General features: G+C 71.0%; 12 protein-coding genes. 3 read left to right on the forward strand and 9 right to left on the reverse strand.

Annotated elements, in window-relative coordinates:
• Nucleotides 1-195 (forward strand): hypothetical protein (locus ACTWP8_RS35255; protein WP_443326153.1); only part of this gene is annotated, 195 nt, incomplete at its 5' end.
• A gap of 170 nt (nt 196-365) precedes the next feature.
• Here ACTWP8_RS35255 and ACTWP8_RS35260 read toward each other — a convergent pair.
• Nucleotides 366-1,373 (reverse strand): stage II sporulation protein M, encoded by a 1,008-nt coding sequence (locus ACTWP8_RS35260; RefSeq protein WP_443326154.1) that lies wholly within the window; start codon nt 1,371-1,373, stop codon nt 366-368.
• A gap of 139 nt (nt 1,374-1,512) precedes the next feature.
• On the opposite strand from ACTWP8_RS35260, the gene ACTWP8_RS35265 reads away from it, so the two are divergent.
• Nucleotides 1,513-2,604 (forward strand): RDD family protein, encoded by a 1,092-nt coding sequence (locus ACTWP8_RS35265; protein ID WP_443326155.1) that lies wholly within the window; start codon nt 1,513-1,515, stop codon nt 2,602-2,604.
• Between the two features lie 80 nt (nt 2,605-2,684).
• Here the strand turns inward: ACTWP8_RS35265 and ACTWP8_RS35270 are convergent, their stop codons facing one another.
• Both ACTWP8_RS35270 and ahcY read right to left on the reverse strand, forming a co-directional pair.
• Nucleotides 2,685-3,347: a hypothetical protein gene (locus ACTWP8_RS35270; protein ID WP_443326156.1), complete on the reverse strand. Its 663-nt coding sequence runs from the start codon at nt 3,345-3,347 to the stop codon at nt 2,685-2,687.
• A gap of 128 nt (nt 3,348-3,475) precedes the next feature.
• Complete coding sequence (gene ahcY / locus ACTWP8_RS35275) at nt 3,476-4,933, reverse strand: adenosylhomocysteinase (RefSeq protein WP_443326157.1); 1,458 nt, start codon at nt 4,931-4,933, stop codon at nt 3,476-3,478.
• A 347-nt stretch (nt 4,934-5,280) separates the two neighbouring features.
• On the opposite strand from ahcY, the gene ACTWP8_RS35280 reads away from it, so the two are divergent.
• Nucleotides 5,281-7,428, forward strand: coding sequence for a fructose-specific PTS transporter subunit EIIC (locus ACTWP8_RS35280; protein ID WP_443326158.1), 2,148 nt, complete (start codon nt 5,281-5,283; stop codon nt 7,426-7,428).
• Between the two features lie 180 nt (nt 7,429-7,608).
• Here ACTWP8_RS35280 and ACTWP8_RS35285 read toward each other — a convergent pair whose 3' ends face one another.
• The 6 genes from ACTWP8_RS35285 to ACTWP8_RS35310 all read right to left on the reverse strand — a co-directional run bounded on the left by ACTWP8_RS35285 (nt 7,609) and on the right by ACTWP8_RS35310 (nt 13,581).
• A complete protein-coding gene (locus ACTWP8_RS35285; protein ID WP_443326159.1) occupies nt 7,609-8,565 on the reverse strand; it encodes a cation diffusion facilitator family transporter in 957 nt (318 codons plus the stop codon).
• 136 nt (nt 8,566-8,701) lie between these two features.
• Complete coding sequence (gene manA / locus ACTWP8_RS35290; protein WP_443326160.1) at nt 8,702-9,961, reverse strand: mannose-6-phosphate isomerase, class I; 1,260 nt, start codon at nt 9,959-9,961, stop codon at nt 8,702-8,704.
• Between the two features lie 137 nt (nt 9,962-10,098).
• On the reverse strand, nt 10,099-11,271 hold the full coding sequence (locus tag ACTWP8_RS35295) for an SIS domain-containing protein (RefSeq protein WP_443326161.1): 1,173 nt from the start codon (nt 11,269-11,271) through the stop codon (nt 10,099-10,101).
• Between the two features lie 79 nt (nt 11,272-11,350).
• Complete coding sequence (locus ACTWP8_RS35300) at nt 11,351-11,536, reverse strand: Trm112 family protein (protein WP_443326162.1); 186 nt, start codon at nt 11,534-11,536, stop codon at nt 11,351-11,353.
• A gap of 164 nt (nt 11,537-11,700) precedes the next feature.
• Nucleotides 11,701-13,059 carry a phosphomannomutase/phosphoglucomutase gene (locus ACTWP8_RS35305; protein WP_443326163.1) on the reverse strand — a complete coding sequence of 453 codons (1,359 nt, stop codon included), beginning with the start codon at nt 13,057-13,059 and terminating at the stop codon, nt 11,701-11,703.
• 81 nt (nt 13,060-13,140) lie between these two features.
• Nucleotides 13,141-13,581 carry a DUF3499 domain-containing protein gene (locus ACTWP8_RS35310; protein WP_443326164.1) on the reverse strand — a complete coding sequence of 147 codons (441 nt, stop codon included), beginning with the start codon at nt 13,579-13,581 and terminating at the stop codon, nt 13,141-13,143.
• Nucleotides 13,582-13,735 lie beyond the last annotated feature (154 nt).

Here is a 13,735-nt window from a genome sequence, read left to right on the forward strand (position 1 = left end):
CCCGGAGACGGGGTATCAACATATCTGGCGTTGACTTTTGGCACGCTGTTGAGTTCTCAAGGAACGGACGCTTCCTTCAAAACCGTTTCACCGGTTTCTCCGGGCGCTTCCCTTCGGTGTTTCCAACTCTACCAGATTCTCATCCCGGTCTTTTCCGACCCGAATTTTTTTCTGATGGCCGTTGGAAGGCCATGACGCGCCCCGGCGGAAACTTCTGTCCGTCTGGAGCGCAGTGGATTCTAGTTCCTGCGGTTGAGCCTGTCCAGCTCCCCGCAACCGTTCGAATCTACCTCCCCAGTCTACCCATGTCAACAGGCCTCCCGGGGCGAAGAGGACAGTACCAGCTCGCTGCCGCCCGACGCACATCAGGCCGCCGTCGGGAGCTCGGCGCTGCGGTCCGCTGCCTCCACATCCCCAGTCTCCCCCGTACGAGCCGCGCGGCGGCCGACCACGTACACGTACACAAGGAAGGCCGCCTCGGCCGTGACGCCGATGGCGATGCGGGCCCATGGGGGCAGCCCGGACGGGGTCACGAAGCCTTCGAGGGCGCCCGATACGAAGAGCACCACGGCCAGCCCGATGGCCATGCCGATCGCGGCCCGCCCCTCCTCGGCGAGGGCGGAGCGCCGGGAGCGCGGACCCGGGTCGATGACGGTCCAGCCGAGCCGGAGTCCGGTGCCTGCGGCGACGAAGACGGCGGTGAGCTCCAGCAGGCCATGCGGCAGGATCAGGCCGAGGAAGGTGTCGAGGCGGCCGGCAGCGGACATCAGGCCGAGTCCGACCCCGAGGTTGAGCATGTTCTGGAAGAGCACCCAGAGCACGGGGATGCCGAGGAAGGCACCGAGGACCAGGCAGGTCGCGGCGACCTGGGCATTGTTCGTCCAGACCTGGGCAGCAAAGGATGCCGCGGCGTTGCTCGAGTAGTACGTCTCGTACTCGCCGCCGGGGCGGGTGAGCTCGCGGAGTTCCTCGGGGGCGGCGATGGTGGCCTGGACTTCGGGGTGCGTCCCGATCCACCAGCCGATCAGGACCGCGAGCACCGTCGAGACGACTGCCGTCGAAACCCACCACCACCGTGTTCTATAGAGCGCGGCCGGGAACGCCGCGGCAAGGAAGTGGGTGGCGTCGCGCCAGCTCGCTTTGCGGGCCCCGGTGACGGCGCTGCGCGCGCGGGCGACAAGCTGGGTGAGGCGGCCCGTGAGCTGCGGGTCCGGGGCGCTGGACTGGACCAGGGACAGGTGGGTGGCGGTGCGCTGGTACAGGGCCACGAGCTCATCGGCTTCCGCGCCGTTAAGGCGCCGCTGGCGGCGCAGCAGCGCTTCCAGGCGGTCCCACTCGGCTCGGTGGGCGGCGACGAAGACGTCGAGGTCCATAGGGCGCTGCTCCTCAGGGTCCGGATGCCGACTCAGCTTGGCAGACGGGGACAGGTGGGCGGCAGACTGGTCGTACGGGCGTACGGTCCGTACGTGTCAGGGGTGTGGGTAGGACCCGGGGAGAGGGAGGACACCGCACGTGAGCGAGTTGGTGACCGGTGAGGCGGTCGTTCTGGGGCTGCGGCCCGCGAAGCTGCCGAGCCGCGCCCTGGCGGTCTTCATCGATCTGGTCATCGTCTTCGCCGTCTACATAGCGGTGTCGGCAGGGCTGGTCGCCGCCACGGCGTCGCTCGACAGCGCGGCACGCGCTGCGGTGGCTGTGGCGACGTTCGTACTGGTACTGGTCGGGGGCCCGATCGCCGTCGAGACGCTCAGCCAGGGGCGTTCGCTCGGGAAAACGGCGTGCGGGCTGCGCGTGGTGCGGGACGACGGGGGGCCGATCCGCTTCCGGCACGCTCTGGTGCGCGGCGCCATGGGGATGGTCGAGATCCTGATGACGTTCGGCGTCGTCGCGGTGATCGCCTCGCTGGTGTCGGCACGCGGGCGAAGGCTGGGGGACGTCTTCGCGGGGACTCTGGTCGTACGGGAACGAATACCGGTGCCCCATGCGGTCCGGATGCCTCCTCCGCCGCCTTGGCTGGGCGGCCAGTTCGGGAGGCTCGACCTGTCCCGGGTGCCTGACGGGCTGTGGCTGGCGGTGCGGCAGTACCTGACGCGGATGGGGCAGCTCGATCAGCAGGTGAGCTGGAATCTGGCGCAGCGGCTTGCGAGCGACGTGGCGGGGTTCACGGGGGCTCCGGTACCGGTCGGGGTGCCGCCTGCGGTCTATCTGGCGGGGGTCGCGGGCGAGCGGCAGGCGCGGGATGCGCACCGGGCGTTCGGCGGTGTGCACGGAAACGGGGCTGGGGCGGGCGGCAGTGCATGGACGGCGAACGCCGGCGCCTGGGCTGCCGCCGGTACGGGGGGTGCCGCCGGTGCCTGGGCTGCGCCCACTGAGCCCGCTCAGACCGGGCAATCCGTACGGGCTGTTGCCGGCGAGGCGGTGGCGGCGCCTCCCGTTGTGGGTTCCACGCTGAGTTCCGTAGGTCCCCAAGGCGATTCCGGGGTCAATTCCGGCGTGCATCCCGCTGGTCCGGGCGGTGTCGAGGTCGCACGGTCCGAGCCTGTCGACGAGGTGCCGGCGACGGCGGCAACAGCGGCGGCGCGGACGGGGTTCGCACCGCCCGCGTAACTCGCATTGCGGCCGTCCGCGTGTGAGTCGTCGAGCCGCGCGGCCGCCGTCGCCGTGGGCCGTTCTCACCGGGCCGGTGCTCAGGTGAAGACGGACGGTGGGGATTCGAGGTCTTCGAGTTCGATGCCGGGGGCGGCGAGGACCACGTCTCCGGCGATGTGGACGGCGTGCTGTTCGCCTGTGTCCAGCTCGGTGACCTGGTATTCGTCCACGGTGAGCGGGCCGCTGTCAGTGGCGTGTGCTTCGCTTTTCAGCAGGGCCCAGGACTGGTCGAGCGTTCGGGGGGCGAGTACGGGCTCGGTGAAGGCGACGAGGCGGACGCGGGTGGCGGGGGCGCCGGGGGTGAGGCGCAGCAGCCGGGCCGTGGCGACGAGGAAAGCGGGGGATGCACCGGTGAAAGCGTGGGCTTGGACATGGCCTTCCGTGGCGTGCTCGCCGGTGGGGTCGGTGCGGACCCAGGTGACGCCCTCGAGGGCCGCTCCGCGGACCTGCCAGCCACCGGCGTGGAGTTCGAGGCGGACAGGGCGGCCGAGTTCGTCGGTGGTGAGGTCGACGGAGCCGGTGACTGTGCTTTCCCGGGGAGCGCCGTTGTCCCGGGGAGCACCGCCGGACCCTGTGCCGATGGGAGCGGTGATCTGGGAGACGTAGCGCCATCCGGAGGTGCCAGTGGCGCAGTGGAAGTGCTCTTCTCCGAGGGGGGTGTGGTCGTGTGTGTCGTGGCGGGAGTAGCGGCCGCGGGGCATGGTGGGGTCCTTGAGGGGCCGGGCCCCGCCGGCGGCGGGGGCCCGGTCTCATCGGCTGGGTGCTGTTGTGCCGTCTGCTTTTGGCAGCGCTCCTGGTAGCGCCTTCAGTGGCGCACCGGGCAGCGCTCTTAGTAGCGGTAGTGGTCCGGCTTGTACGGGCCCTCCACCGGGACGCCGATGTAGGCCGCCTGCTCCGGGCGCAGCGTGGTCAGCTTCGCGCCGAGCGCGTCCAGGTGCAGTCGGGCGACCTTCTCGTCCAGGTGCTTGGGCAGCACGTAGACGCCGATCGGGTAGGACTCCGGCTTGGTGAAGAGCTCGATCTGCGCGATCGTCTGGTTCGCGAAGGAGTTGGACATCACGAACGACGGGTGACCCGTGGCGTTGCCGAGGTTCAGCAGACGGCCCTCGGACAGCACGATGATCTTCTTGCCGTCGGGGAAGGCCCAGGTGTGGACCTGGGGCTTGACCTCTTCCTTGACGATCCCGGGGATCTTCGCGAGGCCGGCCATGTCGATCTCGTTGTCGAAGTGGCCGATGTTCCCCACGATCGCCTGGTGCTTCATCTTGGCCATGTCGGAGGCCATGATGATGTCCTTGTTGCCGGTCGTGGTGATGAAGATGTCGGCGGTCTCGACCACGTCGTCGAGGGTCGCGACCTGGTAGCCGTCCATGGCGGCCTGCAGGGCGCAGATCGGGTCGATCTCGGTGATGATCACGCGGGCGCCCTGGCCGCGCAGCGACTCGGCGCAGCCCTTGCCCACGTCGCCGTAGCCGAAGACGACCGCGATCTTGCCGCCGATGAGGACGTCGGTGGCGCGGTTGATGCCGTCGATCAGCGAGTGGCGGCAGCCGTACTTGTTGTCGAACTTCGACTTGGTCACGGCGTCGTTGACGTTGATCGCCGGGAAGAGCAGCGAGCCGGCCTGCTGCATCTCGTAGAGGCGGTGAACGCCGGTGGTGGTCTCCTCGGTGACACCGCGGATCTCGGACGAGAGCTGGGTCCACTTCTGCGGGTTCTCGCCGAGGGTGCGGGTCAGCAGCTGCAGGATGATGCGGTACTCGTCGTTGTCGGCGGAGGCGGGGTCCGGTACGGCCCCGGCCTTCTCGAACTCCACGCCCTTGTGGACCAGAAGCGTGGCGTCACCGCCGTCGTCCAGGATCATGTTCGGACCGCCGGTGGCGGCATCCGGCCAGGTCAGCGCCTGCTCCGTGCACCACCAGTACTCCTCCAGCGTCTCGCCCTTCCAGGCGAAGACCGGGATGCCCTGGGGGTTCTCCGGGGTGCCGTTCGGGCCGACGGCGACGGCGGCCGCGGCGTGGTCCTGGGTGGAGAAGATGTTGCAGGAGGCCCAGCGCACCTTGGCGCCGAGCGCGACGAGGGTCTCGATGAGCACGGCGGTCTGCACGGTCATGTGCAGGGAGCCGGTGATACGGGCGCCCGCCAGGGGCTGGGCGGCTGCGTACTCCTCGCGGATCGCCATCAGACCGGGCATCTCGTGCTCGGCGAGGTTGATCTCTTTGCGGCCGTAAGCGGCGAGGGACAGGTCGGCGACCTTGAAGTCCTGAGCGGTGGCGGCTGTCGTCATACGGGCTGCTCCTCGTGGATTCCAGCGAGAGGTGGACACGGCTCGTCTGCGGCAGTGGGACACGGGTCCCCCGGCCGCAGCGCAGTCCGTCGGAGGCCCTCTCTCCCTCGGCCGACCCGCAGCACGGACCGCCCGACCGCCATCAGCAGCGACGTCTGTCTGGTCACGAATCTACACCGATCGGCCCGGCCGGCCCCAGCCGGGACCCCTGGGCCCCGCAAGCCTTTCGGCCACATCGGGGTCTCGGGGTCGCGGTCCCAGGTTGATCGTCCGCAGGTATTGCAGGATGCGGGCCCCGCGAGAACACTTGCACGATCTCGCGTGCGCACAGCTGTAAGGAGAACCACGTGACCAGTCCGGCTGATCCCCCCAGGGCTGCGGGGACGAGAGGGCAGGGGCTGAAACTGCTCGCAGTGACCGCCTGCCCCACCGGCATCGCCCACACCTATATGGCCGCAGAGAAGCTGGCTCAGGCCGCGGAATCGCTCGGCCACCGCATGAAGGTGGAGACACAAGGCTCGATCGGGGCCGAGAATGTCTTGTCTGACAACGATGTCAAAGACGCGGACGGCATCATCATCGCGGCCGACAAGGACGTCGACCGCAGCCGCTTCGTCGGCAAGAGGGTGCTCGTCGTCGGAGTCGCCGAGGGCATCCACCGCCCCGAGCAACTGATCGAGCAGGTGCAGAACGCGTCCGTGTACCGGGGCGGCGGTGGGGGCGGTGCGTCCTCCGGAGCCGCGGCGGCCACCGGCGGCAAGCAGCGCAGCACCACGTACAAGGCGCTGATGAACGGCGTCTCGTACATGATTCCGTTCGTCGTGGTCGGCGGTCTGCTGATCGCGGTGTCCCTGGCGCTCGGCGGCGACCCGCAGGCGGACGGCGGCCTGGTCATCCCGGACGGCTCGTTCTGGAAGCACGTCAACGACATCGGCGTCATCGGCTTCACGCTGATGATCCCGGTCCTCTCGGGCTATATCGCGTACGCGATCGGCGACCGGCCCGCGCTCGTACCGGGCATGATCGGCGGCTGGATCGCCAACACCGGAGCGCTGTACGACTCCGAGGCGGGCGCAGGCTTCATCGGCGCCATCGTCACCGGCTTCCTCGCGGGCTACATCGTCCTGTGGATCAAGAAGGTCAAGGTCCCGAAGTTCGTCCAGCCGATCATGCCGATCATCGTGATCCCGATCGTCGCGACGACCTCGCTGGCCCTGTTCTTCGTCTACGTCATCGGCAAGCCGATCTCGTGGGTCTTCGAGCACCTCACCAGCTGGCTCGGCGGCCTGACCGGGACCAGCGCGGCGCTGCTCGGCATCATCCTCGGCCTCATGATCGCGTTCGACATGGGCGGTCCGGTCAACAAGACGGCGTTCCTCTTCGGCGCGGGCCTGGTCTCGAAGAACCCGGAGATCATGGGCATGTGCGCGGCGGCCATTCCGGTGCCGCCGCTCGGCCAGGGCATCGCCACGCTCATCCGCCGCAAGTTCTTCACCGAGCAGGAGCGGGAGACGGGCCTGGCGGCGCTCTTCATGGGCTTCTTCGGCATTACGGAGGGCGCGATCCCGTTCGCCGCGGCGCGGCCGGCTCGGGTTATTCCGGCGAACATGCTCGGCGGCGCCGCGGCCGGTGCCGTGGCGGGTCTCGCGGCGGTCGCGGACAGCGTGCCGCACGGCGGTCCGATCGTGGCGGTGCTGGGTGCGGTCGACGGGGTTCCGATGTTCTTCGTCGCCGTCGCCATCGGCTCGGCGGTGACCGCGCTGACGACCGTGACGCTCATGACGCTCGGCACGAACGCCATCGGCGCGGAGGAGGCGGCGCCCGGCGGGCCGACGCTCGCGGCGCCGGAGCCAGTGCTCGCCGGAGTGGGCGGGGGCGGGGGCGGCGTCGGTACCGGGGGCGGGGCCGTGGCGACGGTCGTCACGCCCGCACCGGCTCGTACGGCTGCGGCTGCGGTTCCGGCCACGGCTGCAGCCACCGGTACGGCCACTGCAGAAGCTGAAGCAGCCGCCCCTGGGGAAGTTGCCGCTGACGAGACGCCAGTCCTGTCCGGGCATCTCACCGCGCAGACCGTGAAGGAGCAGCTCGCCGCGGACACCAAGGCCGCCGCGATCCCGGAGCTGGCCGGGCTGCTGGCCGCAACCGGCAAGGTCGCGGACGTCGAGGCCCTCGTACGGGCGGCGTTCGCCCGCGAGGAGCAGGGCACCACCGGGCTCGGCGAGGAGATCGCCATCCCGCACGCCAAGACGGACGCCGTGACGGCCCCCGTCGTCGGCTTCGCGTGCTCCGCCGACGGCATCGAGTGGGGTTCGCTGGACGGCACGAAGGCCAAGCTCATCTTCATGATCGCGGTGCCCGAGGCCGCGGCGGGCGACGAGCATCTGCGGATCCTCGCGCTGCTGTCCCGGAAGCTGATGGACACAGGCTTCCGGGAGCGGCTGACGGCTGCCGAGGGGAAGCCGGAGATTCTGCGGACTCTGGGCGAGATCCGGTAGGCGCCGACGGTTGGTACAGCCCGCAACGGGCGAAGCGAAGGCCTCCGCATCGCGGGGGCCTTCGCTTCATGGGTGCGGGTTACGGGTGCGGGCCCGTGGTCGGTCCGCAGGTGCGGGCCGGTGGTCGGGGTGTGCCCACCCGTTCCGCCCTGCGGAACGACTGCCCCCAACCCTTGCTGGTCAGCCCCCCGGCGTCTTCGCCGGGTCGGGGCCCGCTGCCGCGGTGGCCTCGTCGTAGATGTCCGGCTCGAGGTAGATCACGCGGGCGATCGGTACCGCCGCACGGATGCGGTCCTCTGCCGCGTTGATCGCCGCCGCGACCTCGGCCGCGGTGTTCTCGTGCCGCAGCTCGACCTTGGCGGCGACGAGCAGCTCCTCCGGGCCGAGGTGCTGCGTGCGCATGTGGATGAGCCGGGTCACCGTCTCGCCGTCGACGACCGCCTCGCGGATCTTCTCGTCGGTCTCGGGCCCTGCCGCCTCGCCGAGCAGCAGCGACTTGGTCTCGGCCGCGAGCACGAGCGCGATCAGGATGAGCAGAATGCCGATGGAGAGGGTGCCGATGCCGTCCCAGACCCCGTTGCCCGTGGCGATGGCGATGCTGACACCGACGAGCGCCAGGACGAGGCCGACGAGCGCTCCGAGATCCTCCAGCAGCACGACGGGCAGCTCGGGCGCCTTGGCACGGCGTACGAACTGGGGCCACGACTGCCTGCCGCGCAGCGCGTTCGACTCCTTGATGGCCGTACGGAAGGAGAAGGCCTCGGCGATGATCGCGAAGACGAGAACGCCGATCGGCCAGTACCAGTCCTCGATCTCGTGCGGGTGCTTGATCTTCTCGTAGCCCTCGTAGATGGCGAACATACCGCCGACCGAGAAGAGCACGATCGAGACGAGGAAGGCGTAGATATAGCGCTCGCGGCCGTAGCCGAAGGGGTGCTCGGGGGTCGCCTCGCGCTTGGCCTTCTTGCCGCCGACCAGCAGCAGTGCCTGGTTGCCCGAGTCCGCGATCGAGTGCACGCCCTCGGCCAGCATCGACGACGAGCCACTGAAGGCGAAGGCCACGAACTTCGCTGCGGCGATGGCCAGGTTGGCGCCCAGCGCCGCGACGATCGCCTTGGTTCCGCCTGATGCACTCATGAGTGCCGAGTGTCCCTTCCGTCGGCCCGACCCGGGAGCTTTGCTGCCCCTTTACTGAGCGGACATTCTTGCAGCCCCGCCAGTGGCCGTCGCGCCGGGCCCGGCCCCGCCCGCTTCCCGGGCCCGCGAGCCCGGCTCAGACCGCCACCGTCGCGCGGAAGAGCGTGCCCCGACCGCTGAGCACGATTTCCTCGCCCGCCGGGACGAAGGCCGACTCGCCCTGCCCGAGGCTCAGTTCCTTCGCCCCCTTCATCCCTTTCATGGCATTCGTGGCCTCCGTAACCCCCGTGTCTCCCGTCTCCCCCGTGCCGCCGGAGCGCAGCAGGGCCGTCCCCGCCGCGCAGAGCAGGATCTGCGGGGCGCCGGACGCGATCCGGCGCGGCTCGGCGCCCTCGGCCAGGACGTACCGCGACAGCCGGAACTCGTCGATCGGAGTCTCGTACGTCTCCTCGCCGTCGACGGCCTCGGGACGCAGCACGCCCGGCGCGGTGGGCTCGAAGCGCACGATGCGCAGCAGTTCCGGTACGTCGATGTGCTTGGGGGTGAGGCCGCAGCGCAGCACATTGTCGGAGTTGGCCATGATCTCGACGCCGAGGCCGCTGAGGTAGGCGTGCGGGACGCCGGCGCCGAGGAAGAGGGCCTCGCCCGGCTGCAGCCGTACGTAGTTGAGGAGCATGGCCGCGATCACGCCCGGGTCGCCGGGGTAGTGGCGGGCGATCGAAGCGTAGGCGGCGTACGCGTCCCGGTGCGGCCCTTCGACGGCGGCGAGCCGTTCGGCGGCCGCGGAGGCCTGGGCCACGGTCTCGGCCATGGCGGTCTTCTCGGCGGAGAGGACGGCGGTGAGTACCTCGCGCAGCGCGTCCGTCTCCGGGTGGGCGTGCAGGATGTCGACGTACGGCTTGAGGGAGTCCACGTCCAGGCCCGCGAGCAGGTCGGCCGCCTCCGTCTCGGGCCGGAAGCCGCACAGCCCGTCGAAGGGCGTGAGCGCGCAGATCAGTTCGGGCTTGTGGTTGGCGTCCTTGTAGTTGCGGTGCGCGGCGTCGGCGGGGACGCCGCGGTCCTCCTCGTCGGCGTAGCCCGCCTTGGCCTGCGCGAGGTCGGGGTGCACCTGGAGAGAGAGCGGGGAGTCGGCCGCGAGGACCTTGAACAGGAACGGAAGCCGGGGTCCGAAGCGGTGGACCGCGGCCTCGCCGAGAACGCCTTCGGGGTCGGCCGCGATCACCTCGGAGAGCGCCACGGGTCCCTCGGCGCGCTCGACCCGCGACGGTGCCCCGGGGTGCGCGCCCATCCACAGCTCGGCCTGCGGCTCGCCGGTCGGCTCGGTGCCGAGCAGCTGCGGGATGGCGGTGGTGGAGCCCCAGGCGTAGGGGCGCACGGTGTTGGCGAGGCGGTCCATGCGGTGCGGTTCCTGACTGTGCGTACGAGAGATGGCCCGGATACGAGAGGTGGCCCGGGTATGGGGAGCGACCCAGGCACGTGGGGTGCCCTGGCGGCGTGCGGTCGCGCCGCGCTACGGCCGGCGGCTGCGACTGCTCATGATCTCTCTCCCGAGGCGAGCGCCAGGTAAACGGCGGCGAAATCCGTGATGGCGAGCAGTTCAGCGGCGGATTCCAGCACACCGCCACCGGACGGCTCCAGCTCGCTGATCGCGGTGTCGTGGCTGAGGGCCAGCTCGCGGGCGGCGGGCGTCGGCGAGTGGTTGCCCAGCAGGGGCTGGTCGCGCAGCAGGACCACGCGCGCGTGCAGCGGCTGGGACTCCTCGACGCGGTCCCGGAAGAAGTCGTCGGGGTCGGCCCCGGCTGCGAAGGCCCCGGCGAGCAGCGTGCCGTGGGCGGTCAGCGCGTCGGGCAGCTCCGCGGCGAGCGCCGGGCGGCCCGCCACGGCCGCGAGGGCGCGCGCGAAGTGCCGTCCCACAGCGCCCGCGAGCGCACCTTCGCTCCAGAGGAGCGGGAGAGTGTCCGCGAGTTCGGCCGCGAGGGTCTTCGCCGGATTGCTGTAGGTGGCGATGGCAGGCCCGCAGCGCTCGGCGGTCCGGTCCAGGCGGTCGGCGACGGACTGTATGGCGGGCTGTGCGGCGGGGAACAGGCCGATCCGGTCGATGAGCACGAGCAGCGGCGTGAGCAGGGCCCACAGCGTCCCCGGCGGTTCGGTGTCCGGCGCGGAGCGCAGGCCGGTCGCCGGGAGCGGCTGGTCCTCGGGCACCTCCTCGTACGACGTGGGGGCGAGGGGTACCACCAGACCGTGCCGGCCGCCGGCCTCGTCGGTGAGCGGGGAGCGGGGCGGGGTCACGGTCACGACGGCGCAACCGCGCCGGTACGCCTGCTCGACGAGCGCGGAGAGGCCGGGTTCTGTGCCGTCCGTGGTGATGACCAGCAGCAGGTCGAGCGGGCCGACCCAGCCGGGCAGTGTCCACAGCAGCGCGCCGGGGGCGGCGAGCGCGCCCGTCGGGCGGATCAGGCTGACGGGGGCGTTGCCGCCCGCGAGGGCGGACAGCAGGTCGGCGATGCAGCCGGTGGTCGGTCCTGAACCGGCGATGTGCAGGGCGCGGGGACGGCCGTCGGGCTTGAGGTCGGCGAGCCCCGACTCGGCGGCGGCGCGGACAGCCGTACGCACCCGGGCCCCGGACTCGGCGACGCCGCGCAGGAGGCCTCGGGTGTCTGCGCGGGCCAGCGCCTCGGGGGCGTCGAGCAACGACTCGTCGAGCATCGTGGGGAGCCTCCGATCGCCGGTGTGGGGCGGTGGTTTCCGGGGTTTCCGGGCGCGGCGTCCGTACTCTGACCGGCTCTCAGGCCGGGCGTCGGGCCTCGTCGACGAGCAGGACCGGGATGCCGTCGCGGATGGGGTAGGCCAGGCCGCAGCCGGCTCCCGTGCACACCAGCTCGTCGGCGGCGGAGTCTGCGGAGGTCTCGCGGAGGGGGGCGTGGCACGCCGGGCAGGCGAGGATCTCCAGGAGACCGGCTTCGAGCGGCATGGGGGATTTCCCTTCGGGTGAGCCCCTCCTGCCCGGAGGGTGGGGAAGGAGTGTTCGGCCTGGCCAGCGTACCGCCGGGCCGCGCCGCGAGCGCGGGGCGGCCCGGCGGTAAACCTTGCCGGGCATCAGTGGTACGGGCGTCGGGCGAGAGGCCCGTACGGACGTCAGGCGCGGACGATGGCGAGGACCTCGTCGCGGACCTTCTCGACGGTGGCCGCGTCCCGCGCCTCGGCGTTCAGGCGCAGCAGCGGCTCGGTGTTGGAGGGGCGGAGGTTGAACCACCAGTCGGCGGTGGAGACCGTGAGCCCGTCCAGCTCGTCGAGCTCGACGCCCGGCCGCCCCTCGTACGCCGCCTTGACGGCCGCGGCCCGGCCCGCCTGGTCGTCGACCGTGCTGTTGATCTCGCCGGAGGAGGCGTAGCGGTCGTACTGCGCCACCAGCGCGGACAGCGGGCCCTCCTGGCCGCCGAGCGCGGCGAGCACGTGCAGCGCGGCCAGCATGCCCGTGTCGGCGTTCCAGAAGTCGCGGAAGTAGTAGTGCGCGGAGTGCTCGCCGCCGAAGATCGCGCCGGTGCGGGCCATCTCCGCCTTGATGAAGGAGTGCCCGACGCGCGTACGGACGGGGGTGCCGCCGTGCTCCTTGACGACCTCGGGGACGGACCAGGAGGTGATGCAGTTGTGGATCACCGTGCCGCTGCCGTGCTTGTCCAGCTCGCGGGCGGCGACCAGGGCCGTGATCGCGGAGGGGCTCACCGGATCGCCGTTCTCGTCCACGACGAAGCAGCGGTCGGCGTCGCCGTCGAAGGCGATGCCGATGTCGGCGCCGGTCTCGCGGACCTTGGCCTGGAGGTCGGTGATGTTCTTCGGGTCGAGGGGGTTGGCCTCGTGGTTGGGGAAGGTGCCGTCCAGCTCGAAGTACATCGGCACGAGATCGACGGGCAGCCCGTCGAAGACGGTGGGGACGGTGTGGCCGCCCATGCCGTTGCCCGCGTCCACGACGACCTTGAGGCGGCGGACGGCGGTGAGGTCGACGAGCGAGCGGAGGTGGGCGGCGTAGTCGGCGAGGACGTCCCTCTGGGTGATCGCGCCCGGGGTCTCCGCGGGCTCCGGCGCCCCGGACCCGGCCCACCCTTCGACGAGGGAGCGGATCTCGGCGAGCCCGGTGTCCTGGCCCACGGGGGCGGCGCCGGCCCGGCACATCTTGATTCCGTTGTACTGCGCGGGGTTGTGGCTGGCGGTGAACATCGCGCCGGGCAGGCCGAGTTGACCGCTCGCGAAGTACAGCTCGTCGGTGGAGCACAGGCCGATCTCGGTCACGTCCACGCCACGGGCGGCCGCACCGCGGGCGAAGGCCCGGGAGAGGCCGGGCGAGGACGGCCGCATGTCATGGCCGACGACGATCGCGGTCGCGCCGGTCACCTGCGCGAACGCGGCGCCGAAGAGCTCTGCGAGCGACTCGTCCCACTGGTCCGGAACCACGCCGCGTACGTCGTAAGCCTTTACGATCTGCGACAAGTCGGGCACGGTGCACGCCTCCTGGAGTTCTGTTGTTCCCCGGTGTGTTCCCCCAGGAAGCACAGTACTCGCAGGGGGTTACGGGCCGGTTCAGGACTCGGGCGAGCGCAGGACGCGGAGGTGGCCTCGGCGGGCGACCTCCATCGGGTCGGCCTCCCGGCCGCCCATGCCGACGCCCCCGCCGCCGGCCGCGCCCGCGGCGCGCTCCTGCGGGCGGGCGGCTTCCCGTACGGCGTTGGCGAGCGCCTCGAGGTCGTCGCCGGTGGGGCGGGCGGGGCCCGAGTCGACGGCGAGGCGTACGACGTCCCAGCCGCGGGGGGCGGTCAGCCGGTCGGAGTGCTCGGCGCACAGGTCGTAGCAGTGCGGTTCTGCGTAGGTGGCGAGCGGCCCGAGGACGGCGGTCGAGTCGGCGTAGACGTACGTCAGTGTCGCAACGGCGGGGCGTCCGCAGGCGGTGCGCGAACAGCGACGTACAGGGCTCACGACGTTGGACGGTACCGCACTCGTGAGCGGGCCGCGACGACTCTCCACGAGCTCACTCCGCCGTGTCGTTCCGGCCTCCATACCCGCCCTGACCTGCGGACAACCGAGCTGACCTGCGGGGAGGCGGGGACCCCGGAATGACGCTGACGATGAATGCGGTCACCACTCGATCCAAATAGTGTCATTCGTCTCGAGATCGGCG

The organism is Streptomyces sp. 7N604, from assembly GCF_052245475.1.
Taxonomy (GTDB): Bacteria; Actinomycetota; Actinomycetes; order Streptomycetales; family Streptomycetaceae; genus Streptomyces.

Excerpts from the sequence above, each read along its gene's own strand:
- ACTWP8_RS35300 (WP_443326162.1), bottom strand. The coding sequence starts at position 11,536 with ATGCCGCTCGAAGCCGGTCTCCTGGAGATCCTCGCCTGCCCGGCGTGC.
- ACTWP8_RS35295 (WP_443326161.1), bottom strand. The coding sequence starts at position 11,271 with ATGCTCGACGAGTCGTTGCTCGACGCCCCCGAGGCGCTGGCCCGCGCA.
- ahcY (WP_443326157.1), bottom strand. The coding sequence starts at position 4,933 with ATGACGACAGCCGCCACCGCTCAGGACTTCAAGGTCGCCGACCTGTCC.
- ACTWP8_RS35260 (WP_443326154.1), bottom strand. The coding sequence starts at position 1,373 with ATGGACCTCGACGTCTTCGTCGCCGCCCACCGAGCCGAGTGGGACCGC.
- manA (WP_443326160.1), bottom strand. The coding sequence starts at position 9,961 with ATGGACCGCCTCGCCAACACCGTGCGCCCCTACGCCTGGGGCTCCACC.
- ACTWP8_RS35285 (WP_443326159.1), bottom strand. The coding sequence starts at position 8,565 with ATGAGTGCATCAGGCGGAACCAAGGCGATCGTCGCGGCGCTGGGCGCC.
- ACTWP8_RS35270 (WP_443326156.1), bottom strand. The coding sequence starts at position 3,347 with ATGCCCCGCGGCCGCTACTCCCGCCACGACACACACGACCACACCCCC.